This window comes from Saccharibacillus qingshengii (genome assembly GCF_013185195.1).
Classification (GTDB): domain Bacteria; phylum Bacillota; class Bacilli; order Paenibacillales; family Paenibacillaceae; genus Saccharibacillus; species Saccharibacillus qingshengii.
Map to the genome: position 1 here is coordinate 32,416 of NZ_JAAZWC010000027.1, position 19,876 is coordinate 52,291.

The window sequence follows — 19,876 nt, forward strand, 5'->3', positions numbered from 1 at the left end:
TTAACCATTAGGATTCAAAAGCAGAAGCTCCGCTTCTCACCTACCCGGCATTGTCGGCTGGTTCCCGATCCGATCGTTTATGAAGAGTTTTTCCTCATGAAGATTGAAGATCACCGGGATGCGGACAGTTTGTCCGTATCCCTTTTATTATGGGCAAATAAGCCCCTGCAACAAACTCGATTCGGAGGTGGACGGTTATTAGTAAGGACCATATGATCAATGAGGAAATCCGGGCGCGCGAAGTACGCCTGGTAGGCGCGGAAGGCGAGCAAATCGGAATTAAGCCGATTCGTGAAGCGCTTCAGATGGCAGCAGACCTGAATTTGGATTTGGTGAACATGGCGCCACAAGCGAAACCGCCGGTTTGCCGGATTATGGATTACGGCAAGTTCCGTTATGAGCAGCAAAAGAAAGACAAGGAAGCCCGCAAAAATCAGAAGATCGTCGAACTCAAAGAAGTTCGCTTCAGCGCGAACATCGAAGAAAACGATTATCAGACGAAATTCCGCAACGTGGTGAAGTTCCTCGAAGCCGGCGACAAAGTGAAATGCTCCGTGCGTTTCCGCGGCCGCGAGATCACGCACGCATCGCTCGGCCAAAGAGTGCTCGAGCGCGTTCGGAACGAAGTGGCGGAATTGTCCGTCGTCGAGCGTCAGCCGAAGCTTGAAGGCCGCAGCATGATTATGATTTTGGGTCCGAAAAACCAATAGGGGGAAAGTACAATGCCTAAAATGAAAACACACAGCAGTTTGAAAGGCCGTTTCAAAATTACCGGTACCGGTAAAGTTACCCGTTACAGCTCGCACAAAAACCACCTGCTCTCGCACAAATCCAAACGTGCAAAGCGCAACCTGAAAGCCGATCATCTGATGGCTTCGGGCGACGTTAAGCGTCTGGCACAAGGACTCAAGCAACTGAAATAGTTTTCAACATAACCGACTGGGAGGTCTTTAGATATGGCAAGAGTGAAGGGCGGATTTGTAACACGTCGTCGTCATAAAAAAGTATTGAAATTGGCAAAAGGTTATTTCGGTTCCAAACACCGCATTTTTAAAACGGCAAAAGAACAGGTCAACAAATCGTTGATCTACGCTTACCGCGATCGTCGTCAGACGAAACGCAACTTCCGCAAACTGTGGATCGTGCGTATCAACGCGGCAGCACGCCAAAACGGTCTTTCGTACAGCAAAATGATGCACGGCCTGAAACTGGCCGGTATCGACGTAAACCGTAAAATGCTGGCTGATCTGGCTGTAAATGATCTGACGGCGTTCAACACGCTGGCATCCGCAGCAAAAGAAAAAGTCAACGCTTAAATCAAGCGTAAACGAGGCTCTTTACCCGAAATGCGAATTTCGCGGTGAAGGGCCTTTTGTATGTTCTGAAAATGATGAAAGAAGATAAAATCTCTTTTCATATTATTTAGCACTTTAAAGCGTTTTAACGATGTTTCCTTAAACGATCAAAGGGATTGTTCGTTATTAAGTCGCAACAGGTGTGAACTATCCCGGTCGTAAGCGATTGCAGTTCAAAAAAAACGAATTTTGTGTTGGAATTCAATTTTTAATAGTAGATTTTGTGGCGGACTGAATGTATAATCTGTAAAGCGAAAGCATCCTGTTGAGAGAGACGCTTACGGTTCAGTCCAGACCGTTTATACAACCGGCGCTCGCCTTATGCAGGCAAAGATTCTAAGGGGGAACTATCCAAAATGAAAAAAGCTGTAAAATTCTCGCTTTTCATGCTGTTGGCCTTCTCGCTCGTTCTGGCCGCATGCGGCAACAATAAAAGCGGCGGCACCACTTCGACCGGCAGTGAAGGCGAAGGCGGCAAGACGGGCAGCGACATCAAGATCGGTATGGTTACCGATACAGGTGGCGTAAACGACAAGTCGTTCAACCAAACGTCGTGGGAAGCTCTCCAAGCGCTTGAAAAAGAACAAGGAATCAAAGTCGAGTACCTGCAAAGTAAAAGCGAAGCGGACTACCAGCCTAACCTCAACCAATTCGTCAAAGGCGGGTTCAACCTGACTTGGGGAATCGGGTTCGCACTCGAAAGCGCATTGAAAGATATCGCAGCTCAAAACCCGGATGCCAATTTCGCAATCATCGATGCTGCTGTTGACGCACCGAACGTAGAATCCGTTCTCTTCTCCGAGAATGAAGGCGCGTTCCTGGTCGGCGTAGTAGCCGGCAAGATGACAAAAACCAACCAAATCGGTTTCGTTGGCGGTATGGATTCCCCAACAATCAAGAAGTTCGAAATCGGCTTCAAAGCCGGGATCGAAGCCGTTAATCCAAAAGCCAAATTCACTTCCGTATACGCAAGCGGATTCGACAAACCGGATGAAGGTAAATCGGCTGCTGCAACCCTGTACAACGACGGCGCGGACATTGTGTTCCAAGCTGCAGGCGGCACGGGTACAGGCGTATTCAACGAAGCCAAAGACCGCAAAGCCCAAGGTCAAGAAGTATGGGTAATCGGCGTAGACAAAGACCAATCGCTGGAATTCGGCGACGACATCACTCTGACTTCCATGATCAAGCGCGTTGACGTAGCCATGAAGACCGTTTCCCAACAGGTGATCGACGGAACATTCAAAGGCGGCACAATCACCACTCTGGGTCTTAAGGATGATGGCGTAGGCATTGCCGACACATCGAGCAAGAACGTTCCCCAGGAAGTTCTGGACGAAGTTCAATCGTACAAAGAAAAAATCGTGAGCGGCGAAGTTAAGGTTCCTACTGTAGAATAATCGCTACGCACGATATAATACTTGTGACAAGGCCGGTTCCTTGAACCCGGCCTTGTCGTTACGTTTAGGGTTAAAATTGCAGAACTCCCGCGCTGCCTGTCAGCGCACCACTACGAAATACGAAGGGTGATTCCATGGCTGCTGCAGCTCCCGTAGTCGAGTTAAAGCAAATTACAAAGCGTTTTCCCGGAATCGTCGCCAACGATTCGATCAGCATCCAGCTGCAGAAGGGCGAAATTCATGCCCTGCTCGGCGAGAACGGCGCCGGCAAATCGACGCTGATGAATATCCTGTTCGGGTTGTACCAACCTGATGAAGGACATATCGAAATCAATGGAGAACAGGTCGCGATCGACAGTCCAAACAAAGCGATTGAGCTCGGAATCGGGATGGTGCATCAGCATTTCAAGCTGGTTCAGCCTTTTACCGTGACCGAAAATATCATTTTGGGCATGGAGCCGTCCAAAGGCGGTATTCAGATCGATTACAAAACAGCCTCGGAGAAAGTCAGACAGCTGTCCGACCAGTACGGGTTCCGTGTCGATCCGAACGCCAAGATCGAAGATATTTCCGTTGGGATGCAGCAGCGCGTCGAGATTCTCAAGACGCTTTATCGCGGTGCCAATATTCTGATCTTCGACGAACCGACCGCCGTATTGACTCCGCAGGAAATATCGGAGCTGATCGAGATTATGAAGCGGCTTGTCGCCGAAGGTAAATCGATCATTCTGATTACCCATAAACTCAAAGAAATCATGTCCGTATCCGATACGGTAACGATTATTCGCCGCGGCAAAGTGGTGGGATCGGTCAAAACGAGCGAAACCAGTCCTTTTGAACTGGCGGAGAAAATGGTCGGCCGCAACGTTTCGTTCAAAGTGGACAAAAAACCGGCCGAGCCGGGCAGCGTGGCGATCGAAGTCAACGACGTTCGGATCAAAAACAAAGAAGGCATCGCGCTGCTCGACGGCATGACGTTTGATGTCCGCCATGGCGAGATTGTCGGCATTGCAGGCGTTGACGGCAACGGGCAGACCCAAATTATCGAAGCTTTGTCGGGCCTTCGCAAAATTGACAGCGGTTCGATCAAGCTGAACGGAAAAGAAATCGGCAGCCGTACTCCCCGGCATATTTCCGAAGCGGGCGTCGGCCACATTCCGGAAGACCGGCACAAACACGGCTTGGTCCTGGACTTTACCGTCAGCGAGAATATGGTTCTTGAGAGCTACTACAAAGAGCCCTATACCAAACGCGGTTTCCTGAATTTCCGTGCAATCAACGATCTGGCCAAACGTTTGGTCGAGAACTTCGACGTGCGTACGCCAAGTATCCAGACCAAAGCACGTTCATTGTCGGGCGGCAATCAGCAGAAAGCGATTATCGCACGCGAAATCAATAAAAATCCGGACTTCCTGATTGCGGCTCAGCCTACCCGCGGACTGGATGTCGGCGCGATCGAATTTGTACAGTCGCAGTTGATCCAGCAGCGCGATCAAGGGAAAGCGGTTCTGCTTGTTTCGTTCGAGCTGGACGAAATCCTGAATGTCTCGGACCGGATTATCGTCGTGTACGAAGGCAAGGTCATCGGCGAAGTGCGTCCGGAAGAAACGAATGACCAGGAGCTGGGCCTGATGATGGCGGGCAGCCGGCAGGGAGGATCCGCAAAATGAATAAATTTCTGAAATGGTTTGCGAGCGATTCGTTTATCGTCTCGCTGGCGGCCATCGTGATGGGCCTGCTGCTCGGCGCCGTCGTCATGATGATCGGCGGCTATAATCCGATCACGGCCTATATGGCCCTGCTCAACCGCGTATTCGGAGATACCTACGGGTTCGGCGAAGCGCTGCGCGAGATGACGCCGCTCGTTCTGACCGGCCTTGCGGTCGCTTTCGCTTTCCGGGCGGGCATGTTCAATATCGGTGCGGAAGGCCAGGTGCTGATGGGCATGACCGGCGCTTCGCTGATCGGGATCAAAATTACCGGTCTGCCGGCACTGATTCATGCGCCGCTGGCGATTATCGTAGGGGCATTGTTCGGCGGTTTGTGGGCGGCTCTTGCCGGTTACATCAAAGCCAAACGCGGTGTCAACGAAGTGATTACGACCATCATGCTGAACTGGACGGCACTGTTCCTGTGCAACTATATCGTTCGTACGTTCCTGCTGATGCCGGGCAACCAGCGTTCGGTCGAAATCCAGTCTTCGGCCTGGATTTCGATCGGCTGGCTGTCGGAAATGATGGGCAACGCCCGTGTCCACTGGGGAATTCTGCTCGCCTTTGTCGCTTCGACCTTCTTCTATTACTTCCTCTGGAAAACGAAGCAGGGATTCGAGCTGCGGGCGGTCGGCAGCAATCCGGAAGCCGCACGTTACGCAGGGATCAACGTCAACAAAAACATCGTCAAAGCGATGTTTATCAGCGGCGTGTTCGCCGGTCTTGCGGGCGCATTCGAAACGCTGGGCGTGTTCCATTACCAGAGCGTGTACGCTTCTTCGCCGGGTTACGGGTTTAACGGAATCGCGGTTGCCCTGCTTGGGATGAATCATCCGTTCGGCGTATTGGCCGGTGCGGGATTGTTCGGCACGCTGACCTACGGTTCCGCGGGGATGAGCTTCGATGCGGACGTTCCGCCGGAAATCATCCAGATCGTGATCGGTTCGATCATATTCTTCATCGCGGCCCAGGGGATCGTGCGCTTTATCCTCAAGCCCGTTTACAAGCGTAAGAAAGAGAAGGTGTTGTAAATGATCGATCTTCTTACATTCGGCAACCTGATCAATACGACGCTCGTCTTCTCGACCGCCCTGATCTTTGCCGCACTCGGCGGCCTGTTCTCGGAGCGTTCGGGTATCGTCAATATCGGTATCGAAGGTCTGATGGTATTCGGCGCTTTCGCTGCCGCAGTAGGAACGCATTATGCGGAAGAAGCCGGAATGGGCGCGTCCGCTCCCTGGGTAGGCCTGCTGACAGCAGTCGTTGTGGGCGTATTGGGGTCCTTGATCCATGCCGTTGCGACCATTACGTTCAAAGCAGATCAGACGATCAGCGGTGTCGTCATCAACTTCCTGGCGACGGGGATTACCTTGTACCTGGTTAAGCTTCTGTTTGACGGCGCAGGCGAAACTCCGCTGCTGGCGAATCGTCTGGCGAAATTGAGCTTCCCGGACTTTGCGGCGATTCCGGTCATTGGACCGATTTTCGGAGCGGGCGTTCTGAACTCCTATCCGACGACGTTTATCGCGATTCTGCTGGTATTCGTCACGTATTACGTCCTTTATAAGACCAAGTTCGGCCTTCGGCTGCGCGCGGTCGGGGAACACCCGAGCGCGGCGGATACGATGGGCATCAACGTAAATCGGATGCGCTACATCGGCGTTATGCTCAGCGGAGCGCTTGCCGGTCTCGGCGGAGCGACCATCACGCTGACGACAACCGGATTGTTCTCGCATACGACGATCTCCGGCCAAGGCTTTATCGCGATTGCCGCGATGATCTTCGGCAAATGGAACCCGCTTGGCATTTTCGGTGCGGCTCTGTTCTTCGGCTTCTCGCAGGCGATCCGCAACTATGTGCAGCTGTTCGAATGGTCGGCCAGCATCCCGCAGGATTTCATCCTGATGCTGCCTTACGTGCTGACCGTTATTGTACTGGTTGTCGCGATCGGCAAATCGAGAGCTCCTGCAGCGCTGGGGGAAGCTTACGACCCCGGCAAGCGTTAACGGGCGAAGCGGAGTTTCTTGGGGGCTTGGCGCGTCCTTGGGACGGCGACAAGTGCTTGTACGGAATTACCGATTCAGAAAGTATTCTACCGCTTTTCTACCGGGTTTACCCGGCGGGAGAGCGGTTTTTTGTCTTCCCTGGGCGGACAACCGTTCTATGATGAAAGAATGGCTCAGGCCGCTTTTTTATGATTTATTGAAAATAGGTGTTGACTTCGCTAAAACTAAAGTCATATAATAACCCTAACATTCAGCAACAAGCAGTGAGAATAACTGATCGGCTATGAAGAGGACGAAGTTTTAAGGGCCCTTTTGCCAGAGAGCGGGGAAGTAGTACGCTGTAATCCACCGCCAAAATCCCTTATATACGAGCTCACCTCGGAGCCATTTTCCTGAACAGCGAACAACGATCCGTTTTGTGCGGAGAAGAGGCGTTCGGCAATTAGGGAAAATCGTGGGGTTCGCGTTATGGACCGCGAGTTTGGAATCGAAGGTTTCGATTTCTGACCCGCTTGAGGCTGTGCACCGAGAGGTGTCGGCAAATTTGGGTGGTACCACGTGAGGATAATAACCTTTCGTCCCTCGAAGCAGATTTTCTGCTTTGCGGGGCGGAAGGTTTTTTGGTTTTTATAACGACTGCCTGACGCGGATCCGCACAACGAAGAACGGGAAAATCCGTTTTGGCGGCCCTTTGCAAACTGACGATGTAAGATTGATGTGATCTTTGGGAGGAGGAAGTAACGATGAGCGCGCAAATGCCAGAAGCAAGATCGACGGAAGAATTGAAAGAAAAATGGGTGGATAAACAGGAAGTCTTGACCGGTTCGGATATCCTGCTTCGCAGTCTGGTCCTCGAAGGTGTAAAGTGCGTATTCGGATATCCCGGAGGAGCGGTGTTGTATATTTACGACGCCATGTACGGCTTCAAAGACTTCCATCATCTGCTGACCCGCCACGAACAAGGAGCGATTCATGCGGCCGACGGTTATGCACGTGCAGCCGGAGAAGTCGGCGTCTGTATTGCCACTTCCGGACCCGGAGCGACCAACCTGGTTACCGGTATCGCGACAGCCTATATGGACTCGACGCCTCTGGTGGTTATTACCGGCAACGTCGCTTCCACTTTGATCGGAACCGACGCTTTCCAGGAAGCCGACATTACGGGGATCACGATGCCGATTACCAAGCACAGCTATCTCGTTCGCAGCGTCGACGAGCTTCCGCGGATCATTCATGAAGCGTTCCATATTGCAAATACGGGCCGCAAAGGTCCTGTCTTGATCGATATTCCCAAAGACGTATCGGCCGCAATGACTTTGTTCCAGCCGCATACGGAACCGGTAGCGCTGCGCGGATACAATCCACGGATGATGCCGAACAAGCTGCAGGTGGAACGTCTGGCCGAAGCGATCTCGCAGGCCGAACGTCCTTTGATTCTGGCCGGCGGCGGCGTGGTTTACTCCGGCGGACATGAAGCCCTTCTGGAACTGGTCGAAAAAACGGGTATCCCGATTACGACAACCCTGCTCGGACTGGGCGGTTTCCCAAGCGGCAACGAGCACTGGCTCGGTATGCCGGGGATGCACGGAACCTTCGCGTCGAACATGGCGATTCAGGAATCCGATCTGCTGATCAGTATCGGGGCACGGTTCGACGACCGGGTAACCGGCAAACTCAACGGATTTGCGCCGAAAGCCAAGATTGCGCATATCGATATCGACCCGGCCGAAATCGGCAAAAACGTCAAAACGGACATTCCGATCGTAGGCGATGTCAAAACGGTACTTGAACTGCTCAACAAGTCGGCAAAACGCGCCGAATTGGCGGACGAATGGCGCTCGCAGCTTCAACAATGGAAAGCGGAGAAGCCGTTCCGTTATAAAGACGAGTATAAAGAAGACGAAGTCGGGCTGAAGCCGCAGTGGGTGGTCGAGCTGCTGAACGAGACGACCAAAGGCGAAGCGATCGTGACGACCGATGTCGGGCAGCACCAAATGTGGGCCGCCCAGTATTACAAATTCAACAAACCGCGTTCGTGGATCACTTCCGGCGGCCTGGGTACGATGGGCTTCGGTCTTCCTTCCGCGATCGGGGCACAGATGGCTCAGCCGGAACGTCTGGTCATCTCGATCAACGGCGACGGCGGCGTGCAGATGTGTTCGCAGGAACTGGCAATCTGCGCAATCAACAATATCCCGGTCAAAGTCGTTATTTTGAACAATCAGGTACTGGGCATGGTGCGCCAATGGCAGGAACTGATCTACGACAACCGGTACAGCCATATCGACCTTTCCGGCAGCCCGGACTTCGTGAAGCTGGCGGAAGCCTACGGGGTCAAAGGCCTGCGGGCGACCACCAAAGAAGAAGCCCGTGCCGTGTGGCAGGAAGCGCTGGATACTCCGGGACCGGTCGTAATCGACTTCGTGGTCGAGAAGGGCGAGAACGTGTATCCGATGGTACAGCAGGGCAAGACGCTGGATCAAATGCTGATGGGGGACGAGTGACCATGACGAATACGACGCAGACCAAACATACTATTGCGATCTCGGTGAACGATCAGCCGGGGGTCCTGCAGCGGGTATCCGGATTGTTCGGCCGCCGGGGATTTAATATCGAGAGCATCACCGTAGGACAATCGGAAGAACCGGGACTTTCCCGGATGGTGATTGTCAGCACCGGAGACGACAAAACGATCGAACAGATCGAAAAGCAGCTGTACAAGATTATCGATGTCATCAAAGTCGTCGATTTGAGCGCTAATCCGATGGTTGGCCGGGAACTTGCCCTGATCAAAGTCAAATCGGAACCGGGAACACGGCCGGAAATCATGGGCCTGGTCGAAACGTTCCGGGCGGCAGTCGTGGATATCGGCACGCATAGTCTGATGGTACAGGTTGTCGGCGATACGGAAAAAATCGATGCGATGATCGAACTTCTGTCTCCTTACGGAATCCGGGAACTTTCCCGAACCGGGGTTACCGCGATGATCCGGGGCAACGCCTGAACGTAAACACCTGATCGGCATTTGATAGAAACCACATAAGAACGTCGGCTCGACTCGCCTTAACGGGCGGGGAGCTGAACGGAACCGGACGGTACACGCTTGGCTGCGCGCCGGTTCCGCTGAGCTACCCGCTTGTTTGGGCAGGGTTGAGGCTTTATACACAAAGGAGGAAATAAGAATGGCAATTACGACTTACTACGAAAATGATGCGGACCTGAACGTACTTCAAGGCAAAACGATCGCGATTATCGGCTACGGAAGCCAGGGACATGCGCACGCGCAGAACCTGCGCGACAGCGGTCTGCAGGTCGTTGTCGGTCTTCGCGAAGGCAAATCGGCAAACAAAGCAAAAGAAGACGGGTTCGAAGTCCTCTCGGTTGCCGAAGCGACCAAGCGCGCCGATATCGTTCAGATCCTCATGCCGGACGAAACGCAAGCCTCCGTGTATAAAAGCGAAATCGAACCGAACCTCAAATCCGATGCGACCCTGCTGTTCGCGCACGGCTTCAACGTTCACTTCGGTCAGATCGTTGCCAAAGAAGGCAATGACGTCCTGCTGGTCGCTCCGAAATCGCCGGGCCACATGGTTCGCAGAACGTATGAAGAAGGCTTCGGTGTACCGGGCCTGATCGCGATTCACCAGAATGCCACGGGCAAAGCGAAAGATATCGGCCTGGCTTATGCCAAAGGCATCGGCTGTACACGTGCAGGCGTTATCGAAACTTCGTTCCGCGAAGAAACCGAAACCGATCTGTTCGGCGAACAAGCCGTACTGTGCGGCGGCGTGAGCGCGCTGGTCAAAGCCGGATTCGAAACGCTGACAGAAGCCGGCTATGCGCCGGAAATGGCTTACTTCGAATGTCTGCACGAGCTGAAACTGATCGTCGACCTGATGTACGAAGGCGGTCTGTCGACGATGCGCGATTCGATCAGCAACACGGCGGAATACGGCGACTACGTAACCGGCCCGCGGATCGTAACGGAAGATACGAAGAAAGCAATGAAAGAAGTGCTGACGGATATCCAACAAGGTAAATTCGCACGCGACTTCATGCTGGAGAACCAATCGGGACGCGCGTTCCTGACGGCTACCCGCCGCAACGAGTCCGAGCATCAGCTCGAAGTCGTAGGCGCACAGCTGCGCGACATGATGCACTGGATCAAAAAGTAAAAGTCAGCCAATAAGGAAACGGGGCTATCCCGGGCCGCGTGAAAAACGTGACCGGGGCAGCCCTTTTCCGTCTTACCATTCTTTATCCAAAAAAAAGGAGGCGCAATCCGTGCGAAAAATTCATATCTTCGATACGACGCTGCGTGACGGCGAACAATCGCCCGGCGTCAACTTGAATACGCGTGAGAAAGTCGAAATCGCGCATCAACTGGAGAAACTGGGCGTTGATCGAATGGAAGCCGGTTTCCCGGCTGCATCGCCCGGCGATCTGGCCGCGGTGAACGCCGTGGCCCGCGCTGTCAAAAATGCCAGCGTCGTCGGATTGTCGCGTTCCCGGGAAGGCGATATCGATGCGGTCAGAGAAGCACTGAAAGGCGCGGTCGATCCTTGTCTGCATGTCTTCCTGGCGACTTCGCCGATCCACCGGAAGTACAAGCTGAAGATGGAGAAGCATCAGGTACTGGAAGCGGCCCAGTCCGCGATTCGGTATGCGAAGAAATATTTTTCGAAAATCGAATTCTCGCTTGAAGACGCAGGCCGGACAGAAGCCGATTTCCGCGCCGAGATGGTCGCCATGGCGATCCGAGAAGGCGCTTATGTCGTGAATATTCCGGATACGGTCGGCTACTTGAATCCGGCCGAGTACGGTGCGATTTTCCGTCATCTCAAAGAAACCGTGCCGGGGATCGAAAAAGTGCAGCTGAGCGCGCACTGCCACGACGATCTCGGTATGGCGACAGCGAATACACTGGCCGCCATCTTGAACGGAGCGGATCAGATCGAAGGTACGATCAACGGAATCGGCGAGCGTGCGGGCAATACGGCAATCGAAGAAATCGCGATGGCTCTCGAGACCCGCAGCGATTACTTCGGTGCCAAGACCAGTCTGGTGCTGAGCGAAATCGCGCGGACAAGCCGTCTGGTTAGCAAGCTGACCGGCATGAATGTACCGGGCAACAAAGCGATCGTCGGAGCGAATGCCTTCGCGCACGAATCGGGCATTCATCAGGACGGCATGCTCAAAGAGAAAACGACTTACGAGATTATGTCGCCGGAAACGGTGGGCTTCAAAGAAAGCAAGCTGGTCCTGGGCAAACATTCCGGCCGTCATGCTTTCCGGGAACAGCTGTTTGAACTGGGCTATACGCTGGAAGAAGCGCAGCTGAACGAAGCTTTCGCCAAGTTCAAAGATCTGGCGGACAAGAAAAAGGAAATCACCGACGACGACCTGCTGGCGCTGCTCGAAGAGCGTCTGCCGGATGCGCCGGAGAAATACGCGCTGGAGTCGCTGAGCTTCTCGTTCGCAACCGAAGCGGCCCCGAAAGCCACCGTTACCGTATCCGTCGAAGAAGAAGGCAGCCGTACGGCCGAAGCGAGCGGCAACGGTACGGTGGATTCGATCTACAATGCAATCGATCAAGCGGTCGGCGAAGAAGTCACGCTGGTCGACTATTCCATTCAGGCGGTTACGCTTGGCAAGGATGCGCTCGGCGAAGTGCACGTGACCATGCGGCAGGGCGAGATCGAAGTTCGCGGCCGCGGTGTCAGCACGGATGTGCTGGAAGCGAGCGCCCGTGCTTACGTCGATGCGCTTAACCGTCTGGCAGCCAACCGTCGTCTGCCAAGCGGACGCAAAGGCGCCGAGAAAGTCTGGTAGAACCGGCATCGAAGAAGTCACTGCTTCTGCACAAGGCGCGGCACCGATCTCCCGGAGCCGCACCTACGCAAAAAGGTCCCGCAGTCCGAAGTTCGGACTGACGGGACCTTTTTGTGTACTTCTGGTTTTTATGTGCTTACAGCAAGCCCGGCGTCCTGCTGCGAACTCCGGGTCGGCTGTTCGGGCTATGCCCTGCGGCGCCTTACCAGGCGTAGGCGTTCGGAGCGGATCCGCCCGGGCCCGGGAAGATTTCGTCCAGGCGTTTCAGCTCGGCTTCGCCCAGCTTCAACTCTACGATACGAAGAGCATCTTCGAACTGCTCGATCGTACGCGGCCCGATAATCGGCGCGGTCACGGCCGGGTTGGCCAGCAGCCAGGCCAGCGCAACCGTATCCTGCTGCTCGCCCAGTTCTTCGCTGAGCGTCTTGAACTGCTCCAGCTGTTCTTTGTGTTTGTCCACCAGCTCGGCGTTGCCGCCGCTGCGGGAACCTTCGATCTTCTTGAGCGCGTTGCGTCCGAGCAGCCCGCCGGCAAGCGGGCTCCACGGAATCACGCCGAGACCGAGTGCATGCGAAGCCGGCAGCACTTCAAGTTCCGGTTCGCGGGTCAGCAGGCTGTATTTGTGCTGTTCGGAGATCAGTCCGAGGAAGCCGCGTTTCTCCGCTTCCTTCTGTGCAACGGCGATATCCCAACCGGCAAAGTTGCTGGAACCGACATATCCGATCTTGCCCTGGTTGACAGCCACTTCAAATGCGCCCCACAGCTCGTCCCAGGTAGCGTTGCGGTCGACGTGGTGCATCTGGTACAGCTCGACATGGTCGGTCTGCAGACGCTTCAGCGAGCCTTCCAGATGCCGGCGGATCTTGTAGGCGGACAAGCCGCGATCTCCGTTCGGTCCGTCGTTTTCGTCGCCCATGCCTCCGTAGACTTTGGTCGCCAGGACAACTTTTTCCCGGCGGCCTCCGCCCTGTTTGAACCAGCGGCCGATAATCTCTTCCGTCAGGCCGGCGTTGTCTTTGCCTCCGTAAACGTTTGCAGTATCGAAGAAATTGACACCGGCGTCAAGCGCCGCGTCCATGATGCGGAACGATTCTTTTTCGTCGGTTTGCCCTCCGAAATTCATGGTGCCCAGACAAATTCGGCTGACTTTAAGCCCCGACTTTCCCAGATACGTGTATTCCATGTTGTTCGCTCAGCTCCTCGATAAGTGGTTTGGCCAAACAGCTTTCTGATCCTATTACCCTATTTATTGTAACAATCCACCGAATCAGAATCAAATTTCTTAAGGTAAGCGTAGAGCGGCGCAAAACGTTTTCGATCAAACATCCTTTTTGCAAGCGGATAATCTTTTATAGGCAAAACCTATCAAGGTGATAGTTTCTATATCTTGGTCAATCTCTGACGGAGTATGTTACTGTTTGGGAATAGAGGTTCAGACCCGGAAGCGGCGACGGAAGGCGTAAGCGTTTCGCCGGCGGGAATTCGACAAGAAGAGGGAGTGCGACACATGGCTGAAACGAAAAAGATCGCGGTAATCGCGGGAGACGGCATCGGACCGGAAGTGGTAGCCGAAGCGGAAAAAGTACTGCAAAAAGTCGGCGAGGTATTCGGTTACACGTTCGAGACGGAGCACGCGCTGTTCGGAGGCATTGCGATCGACGAAAAAGGTACCCCGCTTCCGCAGGAAACGCTCGACGTGTGCAAACGCGCGGACGCCGTGCTGCTGGGTGCGGTCGGCGGTCCGAAATGGGATAACAACCCGAAAGAGCTGCGTCCGGAAACGGGACTGCTCGGTATTCGCAAAGAGCTCGGTTTGTTCTCGAATCTGCGTCCGGCCGTCGTATTCGACTGTCTCAAAGACGCTTCCACGCTGAAACCGGAAGTGCTGGAAGGCACCGACCTGATGGTTGTGCGCGAGCTGACCGGCGGCATCTACTTCGGCGAGAAATTCCGGCGGGAAACGGAGTTCGGCGAAGAAGCGGTCGATACCTGTGCCTACAACGTGATGGAAGTGGAACGAATTGCCCGTCAAGGATTCGAAATTGCCATGAAACGACGCAAAAAGCTCGCTTCGGTCGATAAAGCCAACGTGCTCGAAACGTCGCGTCTGTGGCGGGAAACGGTCATTCGCGTGTCCGCGGATTATCCGGAAGTGGAACTGGAACATGTACTGGTCGACAACTGCGCCATGCAGCTGCTGCGCCGGCCGTCGAGTTTCGATGTCATCGTGACGGAGAATATGTTCGGAGATATCCTGAGCGACGAAGCCGCGATGCTGACCGGTTCGATCGGCATGCTGGCCTCCGCTTCGCTGGGCGAAGGCAGCTACGGTTTGTACGAGCCCGTGCACGGTTCCGCGCCGGATATCGCAGGGCAGGGCTTGGCGAATCCGATTGCCACCATTCTGTCGACCGCTCTGATGCTGCGGTTGACGTTCGGATACGGCGAAGCGGCGGATGCGATCGAGCGGGCCGTGGCCGAGGTATTGGACGCCGGACACCGCACAAGCGACATCGCTGCGGGCCGCGCTGAAGCGCTGTCGACGACGCAGATGGGCGAGCTGATTCTCAATGCAATTCGCAAATGATAATTATTATAAATAAATAAGCGTTACAATCTTGACTTCGAAAAATCCCGGTGATAACATAGTGTCATGGTTTCAGAATATACAGAAAACATCCGTCACCGGGTGTCATTTTGAAGGAGGATTTACACAATGGCAGAACGTTTGGTAGGCAAACCGGCTCCGGCCTTTACAATGGAAACTGTATCCGGAGACGGACAGGATTTCGGCAAAGTATCTCTTGAAGATTACCGCGGCAAATGGCTCGTATTCTTCTTTTATCCGCTTGACTTCACATTCGTGTGCCCGACCGAAATTACGGCGCTGAGCGACGCTTACGGCGATTTCCAGACGCTGGATACCGAAGTTCTTGGCGTGAGCATCGACTCCGTACACAGCCACAAAGCATGGATCGCGGCTCCAACGGAAATCGGCGGTCTCGGCAAAATCAACTTCCCGCTCGCCTCGGATATCACGAAAAAAGTGGCTAGCGACTACGGCGTCCTGATCGAAGAAGAAGGCGTAGCTCTGCGCGGCCTGTTCATTATCGATCCGGAAGGCGAACTGAAGTACCAAGTCGTGAACCATAACGACGTGGGCCGCAGCGTAGAAGAAACGCTGCGCGTGCTTCAAGCGCTGCAATCGGGCGGTCTGTGCCCGATGAACTGGAAACCGGGCGACCAAACCCTGCAAGGGTAAGGCTGCGCATCGATCCGTCGATGAGCTGCGGTTATGAACAAAGTCTTCTTTCCGGCTTCGGTCGGAAAGAAGACTTTTTTGCATCTTTTTATCTGGTACCGTACAAATTTACATGCTAAGATGAGGCCATGAAACCGTCACAAATGACAGTTCAAATTTAAACATTATTCAAAGTTCCGTCGATGGGTTGATTGTTAACATAGGTATAAGCCAACATAGGAAGGGTGAACAGCCATGAGTTTTTGCTGCGGAGCCAGTATGATCGGAACAAAGGGAACGCTGACCCACTACCGGACGCAAGTTCACAACGTTCCTCTGCTGTATTGTCCAGTGTGCCAACGGATGGAAGTTCATTACAAAGTCGAGAACGAATATGAAATACTGGCCGAATATGCGCATGGCGACGGCGAATCGGAAATCGATTTCCAGGATTACATTCTGGAAGACGATGCGGAGATTTTCGCCAACTGCGTCAGTATCGAAAGCGACGACAAACTGGAATCGGTCCGCAACCAGATCGATTTGTCCCTGGATCTGCTCGCCGTTGCGAAACAGATGGGCGACAAACGCTGGCAGCTGGAGCTCAAGCGGCGCCTTGCGGTGATGAGCCAGAAGCTGGAGAAGATTCAGCAGAACAGCAACGGAAAAGCCTGAGCAGGTCTTTGCCCGAATAAATTCAACAACCGGAAGCGATCGTACCCGATCCTTCCGGTTTTGTTTTATCATCGGCTGCTAAATTTGGAAAACGCTATCGTCACGCTATCGTCTTTGTTAAAATGAATAGTGAGGAAGAAACAGGAAAACAATAAGCTAAAGCTTCGTTACATAAGCCGGAATGCGTTATTTCGATTTGTACGGAAGCCGCCGCAAAAAGACGGAGGAATGTTTATGCCAAACGTACAGGAACTCGCTTCGAAACTCAAACAAAATATTGGAACCGTTATTGTAGGGAAAGATGCGGAGGTCGATCTGCTGCTGACCGCTCTGCTCGCTTCGGGCCATGTCCTGCTTGAAGATGTACCCGGAACCGGCAAAACGATGCTGGCCAAAAGTCTCGCTTCTTCGCTCAGCCTGACTTTTCAGCGGATTCAGTTCACGCCCGACCTGCTGCCGTCCGATCTGACGGGTATCCATTTCTACAATCAGAAAGACGGCGAGTTTCATTTCCGCCCCGGACCGCTGTTTGCGCGCATTGTATTGGCGGACGAGATCAACCGGGCGACGCCGCGTACCCAGTCGAGTCTGCTCGAATGCATGGAGGAGCGGCAGATCAGCGTAGACGGAGAGACCATGAAACTGGAACAGCCGTTCATGGTCTTGGCTACGCAGAACCCGGTCGACAACCAGGGGACTTTCCCGCTTCCGGAAGCCCAGATGGACCGATTCATGATCCGTATGAAGCTCGGTTATCCGTCGGCTCCGGAAGGCCGCGAAATTCTGCGCCGTACCGTGCAGGTCGGCGGACTGTCCGCGGACTCGGCTGCGCTGACGGCTACGGCGGAAGAAGTGCTGGAAGCCCAGCAGGCCTGCCGCCGCGTCACGATCGCTGACGATCTGCTCGATTATATCGTGGCTCTTGCCGAAGCGTCGAGAACCCATCCGGAGCTTGCGCTGGGGATCAGTCCCCGGGGAACGCAATCCCTTCTTCGCGCCTGCCAAGCCTATGCGGCGCTCAAAGGACGCGATTACGTGCTGCCGGACGATATCAAAACGCTGCTCGTACCGGTCTGCGCCCATCGTCTGGTGCTGAACAACCGCTACGATCTGCAGGACAATCCCGCCGAACGCATACTGGCCGAACTGACGGACAGCATCCCTGTTCCGAGCGAAAAGGGACTCGAAAGCGAAGTGAGATAAATGGCGCTGTTTGGGCTGCTGCTCTTGGTCGGACTCATTGTGATTGTGCAGGGCTGGCTGCTTGGCAGGCCGGCGCTGGCCCGGCTCGATTACAAGCGCGATTTCAGCAAATATGCCTGCCGGGCGGGAGAGAAGATCGAGATGGTCGAGACGCTCTCCAACCGCAAGCCGCTGCCGGTACCGTGGCTGAGGCTGGAAGCGATGCTGCCTTCGGCCCTGCTGTTTGCGCGCAGCGACGATACGAATGTCAGCGAAGGCAACATTTATCAGAACCATACCAGTTTGTTCACCCTGCCGCCCCGAACCAAGATTACGCGTACGCACCGGATCGTTTGTCAGAGCCGGGGCATTTATCCGATCGAATCGGCAACGATGACGGGCGGAGATCTGTTCGGGTTGTATACGCCTTCAAAAAAGGTCGAGCTGCATATGCGTATGGTGATTTATCCCCGTCTGTTGGGAGACGGCGAACTGCCGATCTCCTGGAAAACGTGGCAGGGAGAACTTGCGGTCCGCCGCTGGATCGTCGAAGATCCGTTTCTGATTACGGGAGTCCGGGAATATGCGCAGGGCGATGCGATGAACCGGATCCATTGGAAAGCAAGTGCGCGTACGGGGCAGCTTCAAGTGCATAAAAGCGGTTATTCCGCCGATCCCCGCGTCATCATTCTGCTGAACGTCGAGGATTCGGAGTCCATGTGGAGCGTTGTAACCCGGACCGGGTTGGTCGAGCGGCAGCTGTCGCTTGCGGCGACCTGTGCCGCTTCTCTGATCGGGCAGGGGATGGCCGCAGGATTTGCGCACAACGGCGGTTCCCAGCTTGGGGAAGACGGCTGCCGCCTGGAATCGGATTACGGTCCCGTCCATTTGAATCGGCTCATGGAAACGATGGCTGCATTCGAACTGAAGTCCCGTCTGCCGTTTCACGAGCTGATTCAGCTTGAAGCGCAGCGCGAGTTCAGGGAACCGATCGATTATCTGGTCGTGACGGCCCATCGCTCGGAGAAAGTCGAAGAAGCGATCGCTTCGCTGGAACGCTTGGGCCACCGGGTCGGGGTTACCGGGTTCACGGCAAACGAGCCGGGCCTGGTTTCGTCCGGTGTCCGCTCCTCGCAGCGGCGCGGCCCGACATCTGCAGAGGAGGCCGTATTATGACCAAGGCGGAACGTTCATCAAACCGGTCGGCATCTGTGCCGCTGTTAAAAGGCTTCGGCCGGCCGGCCGCTTATTCGCTGCTCGAAACGCTGTCGGCCTACGCGGTCGTGGTACTGTTGGCGCACTACGCATTGAAGCTGTCCGATCTGCTGCTGCTTCTGCTTGTATTCGCTCTGCATGTATCCGCCAGTCTGATCGGCCTGCGCCAAGCGGAAGGGCGCATGGCCCGCTGGCCGGCGCTGCTGCCTTTTGCAGCCGCCCTGCTGATCGCGCTCCTTCTGCCGGGAGGATGGCTGCCCAAAGCCGCCGGAGCCGCCGCCCTGCTTCTTGCGGCGCTGCGCGGACTGCTCACGGGCCGGCGTCAACTCTGGGACAATATGCAGCTTCGGGTTCCGCTGACCGGGGTTGCCGCGCTGCTGATCTTGTACGTGGCAGCCGGGCGCCTACCCGATCTGGCCGGTTATCGTCCTCTGCTGTACAGCGTTTCCACGCTGATTCTGGCGCTGACGCTTCTGCTGTTGAATGGAGATCGGGTCCGACATGCCGCCCAACAAGAAACATCGGCTCTTGCCGGGGTACTGACCGCCAATCGGAGATTGACCTGGATCGTGGCGGCCGTTATCGTGCTGGCCGGCGTGATCGGCGGTCCGACCGGAGCCTTGAATGCGCTTCGGGAATGGTGGTTGTCGATTTTCGGAGGTTCTCTTCCCGGCAGTCCTTCGCAGCCGGAGACCGCTCCGCAGATGCCCGGGGCCGATTACTCCCAACTGCAGGAGTTGGGAGGCGCCAAGGAAACTCCTTTATGGCTGAAGATTGTCGGATATATTTTGTTGGCTTTATTCTGGTTAGGGGTTGGCCTCGGAATCTTTTGGCTGCTCTATCGTCTATTCGGACGCTGGCTGCCGAACGGAGTCCGCAACCTGATCCGGAACCTGGCTGCCAAGTTCGGCATGATGCGCGACATCCGCGCTTCCCAGTCCGACAAGGCCTACACCGACAAAGCCGAGAAGCTTTCCGCCGAGAAAACGGGGGGGCTCAAACGCTTCTTCCGCCGCAGCGGCCGAGAAGCCGGGTATACCGGCGACGATCCGCGGCTGCGTTATCGAAGCGTAGTGCTGCAGGCTGCCCGCAAAGGCTTCCCGCTTCGGCCAAGCCGGACTCCGGCGGAGAATGGGCGGGAGCTTGCGAATCCTGCGTACAGCGAGCTTTCTTCCACCGAGCTTGAGCAGCTGGTCGACCGCTATAACGATGCGCGTTACGGCCCGGCAGACGACCGGGATTGAAATCCCGGAGTGCG

At 54.9% G+C, this 19,876-nt stretch carries 18 protein-coding genes; 17 read left to right on the top strand and 1 reads right to left on the bottom strand.

All coding sequences use genetic code 11. From position 1 onward, the window contains the following. The first annotated feature begins 212 nt into the window (after positions 1-212). The 11 genes from infC to HRQ60_RS19030 all read left to right on the top strand — a co-directional run bounded on the left by infC (position 213) and on the right by HRQ60_RS19030 (position 12,305). The gene (infC, locus tag HRQ60_RS18980) at positions 213-710 is read left to right on the top strand and encodes a translation initiation factor IF-3 (protein ID WP_172198829.1); all 498 of its coding nucleotides are present in this window, start codon (positions 213-215) and stop codon (positions 708-710) included. Positions 711-722: 12 nt separating this feature from the next. After that, positions 723-923 (top strand): 50S ribosomal protein L35, encoded by a 201-nt coding sequence (gene rpmI / locus HRQ60_RS18985; RefSeq protein WP_172198830.1) that lies wholly within the window; start codon positions 723-725, stop codon positions 921-923. A gap of 33 nt (positions 924-956) precedes the next feature. After that, positions 957-1,316, top strand: a complete 360-nt coding sequence (gene rplT, locus HRQ60_RS18990; protein WP_172198831.1) for a 50S ribosomal protein L20 — start codon at positions 957-959, stop codon at positions 1,314-1,316. Between the two features lie 395 nt (positions 1,317-1,711). Further along, a complete protein-coding gene (locus HRQ60_RS18995) occupies positions 1,712-2,755 on the top strand; it encodes a BMP family lipoprotein (RefSeq protein WP_172198832.1) in 1,044 nt (347 codons plus the stop codon). A gap of 134 nt (positions 2,756-2,889) precedes the next feature. Further along, positions 2,890-4,425: an ABC transporter ATP-binding protein gene (locus HRQ60_RS19000; protein WP_172198834.1), complete on the top strand. Its 1,536-nt coding sequence runs from the start codon at positions 2,890-2,892 to the stop codon at positions 4,423-4,425. Next, positions 4,422-5,498, top strand: coding sequence for an ABC transporter permease (locus HRQ60_RS19005; protein WP_172198837.1), 1,077 nt, complete (start codon positions 4,422-4,424; stop codon positions 5,496-5,498). Before HRQ60_RS19000 ends, HRQ60_RS19005 begins: the two co-directional genes overlap by 4 nt. 3 nt (positions 5,499-5,501) lie before the next feature. After that, the gene (locus HRQ60_RS19010) at positions 5,502-6,473 is read left to right on the top strand and encodes an ABC transporter permease (RefSeq protein WP_343044747.1); all 972 of its coding nucleotides are present in this window, start codon (positions 5,502-5,504) and stop codon (positions 6,471-6,473) included. Positions 6,474-7,216: 743 nt separating this feature from the next. Continuing rightward, positions 7,217-8,977, top strand: a complete 1,761-nt coding sequence (gene ilvB / locus HRQ60_RS19015; protein ID WP_172198843.1) for a biosynthetic-type acetolactate synthase large subunit — start codon at positions 7,217-7,219, stop codon at positions 8,975-8,977. Positions 8,978-8,979: 2 nt separating this feature from the next. After that, on the top strand, positions 8,980-9,477 hold the full coding sequence (gene ilvN, locus HRQ60_RS19020; protein ID WP_172198865.1) for an acetolactate synthase small subunit: 498 nt from the start codon (positions 8,980-8,982) through the stop codon (positions 9,475-9,477). 178 nt (positions 9,478-9,655) lie between these two features. After that, on the top strand, positions 9,656-10,648 hold the full coding sequence (ilvC, locus tag HRQ60_RS19025) for a ketol-acid reductoisomerase (protein ID WP_172198867.1): 993 nt from the start codon (positions 9,656-9,658) through the stop codon (positions 10,646-10,648). A gap of 109 nt (positions 10,649-10,757) precedes the next feature. Next, positions 10,758-12,305, top strand: a complete 1,548-nt coding sequence (locus HRQ60_RS19030; RefSeq protein WP_172198869.1) for a 2-isopropylmalate synthase — start codon at positions 10,758-10,760, stop codon at positions 12,303-12,305. A gap of 202 nt (positions 12,306-12,507) precedes the next feature. On the opposite strand, the gene HRQ60_RS19035 is transcribed toward HRQ60_RS19030, so the two are convergent. Next, positions 12,508-13,488, bottom strand: coding sequence for an aldo/keto reductase (locus HRQ60_RS19035; RefSeq protein WP_172198871.1), 981 nt, complete (start codon positions 13,486-13,488; stop codon positions 12,508-12,510). A 324-nt stretch (positions 13,489-13,812) separates the two neighbouring features. Here HRQ60_RS19035 and leuB point away from each other — a divergent pair, with 324 nt between their 5' ends. The 6 genes from leuB to HRQ60_RS19065 all read left to right on the top strand — a co-directional run bounded on the left by leuB (position 13,813) and on the right by HRQ60_RS19065 (position 19,862). Continuing rightward, positions 13,813-14,892 (top strand): 3-isopropylmalate dehydrogenase, encoded by a 1,080-nt coding sequence (gene leuB, locus HRQ60_RS19040; RefSeq protein ID WP_172198873.1) that lies wholly within the window; start codon positions 13,813-13,815, stop codon positions 14,890-14,892. A gap of 129 nt (positions 14,893-15,021) precedes the next feature. Then, positions 15,022-15,567, top strand: coding sequence for a peroxiredoxin (locus HRQ60_RS19045; RefSeq protein ID WP_172198875.1), 546 nt, complete (start codon positions 15,022-15,024; stop codon positions 15,565-15,567). Positions 15,568-15,801: 234 nt separating this feature from the next. Beyond that, positions 15,802-16,221 carry a hypothetical protein gene (locus tag HRQ60_RS19050; protein ID WP_172198877.1) on the top strand — a complete coding sequence of 140 codons (420 nt, stop codon included), beginning with the start codon at positions 15,802-15,804 and terminating at the stop codon, positions 16,219-16,221. A 228-nt stretch (positions 16,222-16,449) separates the two neighbouring features. Next, the gene (locus tag HRQ60_RS19055; protein ID WP_425501715.1) at positions 16,450-17,424 is read left to right on the top strand and encodes an AAA family ATPase; all 975 of its coding nucleotides are present in this window, start codon (positions 16,450-16,452) and stop codon (positions 17,422-17,424) included. After that, positions 17,425-18,579, top strand: coding sequence for a DUF58 domain-containing protein (locus HRQ60_RS19060; protein ID WP_172198882.1), 1,155 nt, complete (start codon positions 17,425-17,427; stop codon positions 18,577-18,579). Then, a complete protein-coding gene (locus tag HRQ60_RS19065) occupies positions 18,576-19,862 on the top strand; it encodes a DUF4129 domain-containing protein (RefSeq protein ID WP_172198885.1) in 1,287 nt (428 codons plus the stop codon). The genes HRQ60_RS19060 and HRQ60_RS19065 overlap by 4 nt, the downstream gene beginning before the upstream one ends. Positions 19,863-19,876 lie beyond the last annotated feature (14 nt).

What these genes read in the sequence shown, in the direction of transcription:
- infC (WP_172198829.1), top strand. Translation starts at nt 213, where the DNA reads ATGATCAATGAGGAAATCCGGGCGCGCGAAGTACGCCTGGTAGGCGCG.
- rpmI (WP_172198830.1), top strand. Translation starts at nt 723, where the DNA reads ATGCCTAAAATGAAAACACACAGCAGTTTGAAAGGCCGTTTCAAAATT.
- rplT (WP_172198831.1), top strand. Translation starts at nt 957, where the DNA reads ATGGCAAGAGTGAAGGGCGGATTTGTAACACGTCGTCGTCATAAAAAA.
- HRQ60_RS18995 (WP_172198832.1), top strand. Translation starts at nt 1,712, where the DNA reads ATGAAAAAAGCTGTAAAATTCTCGCTTTTCATGCTGTTGGCCTTCTCG.
- HRQ60_RS19000 (WP_172198834.1), top strand. Translation starts at nt 2,890, where the DNA reads ATGGCTGCTGCAGCTCCCGTAGTCGAGTTAAAGCAAATTACAAAGCGT.
- HRQ60_RS19005 (WP_172198837.1), top strand. Translation starts at nt 4,422, where the DNA reads ATGAATAAATTTCTGAAATGGTTTGCGAGCGATTCGTTTATCGTCTCG.
- ilvB (WP_172198843.1), top strand. Translation starts at nt 7,217, where the DNA reads ATGAGCGCGCAAATGCCAGAAGCAAGATCGACGGAAGAATTGAAAGAA.
- ilvN (WP_172198865.1), top strand. Translation starts at nt 8,980, where the DNA reads ATGACGAATACGACGCAGACCAAACATACTATTGCGATCTCGGTGAAC.
- ilvC (WP_172198867.1), top strand. Translation starts at nt 9,656, where the DNA reads ATGGCAATTACGACTTACTACGAAAATGATGCGGACCTGAACGTACTT.
- HRQ60_RS19035 (WP_172198871.1), bottom strand. Translation starts at nt 13,488, where the DNA reads ATGGAATACACGTATCTGGGAAAGTCGGGGCTTAAAGTCAGCCGAATT.
- leuB (WP_172198873.1), top strand. Translation starts at nt 13,813, where the DNA reads ATGGCTGAAACGAAAAAGATCGCGGTAATCGCGGGAGACGGCATCGGA.
- HRQ60_RS19045 (WP_172198875.1), top strand. Translation starts at nt 15,022, where the DNA reads ATGGCAGAACGTTTGGTAGGCAAACCGGCTCCGGCCTTTACAATGGAA.
- HRQ60_RS19050 (WP_172198877.1), top strand. Translation starts at nt 15,802, where the DNA reads ATGAGTTTTTGCTGCGGAGCCAGTATGATCGGAACAAAGGGAACGCTG.
- HRQ60_RS19055 (WP_425501715.1), top strand. Translation starts at nt 16,450, where the DNA reads ATGTTTATGCCAAACGTACAGGAACTCGCTTCGAAACTCAAACAAAAT.
- HRQ60_RS19060 (WP_172198882.1), top strand. Translation starts at nt 17,425, where the DNA reads ATGGCGCTGTTTGGGCTGCTGCTCTTGGTCGGACTCATTGTGATTGTG.
- HRQ60_RS19065 (WP_172198885.1), top strand. Translation starts at nt 18,576, where the DNA reads ATGACCAAGGCGGAACGTTCATCAAACCGGTCGGCATCTGTGCCGCTG.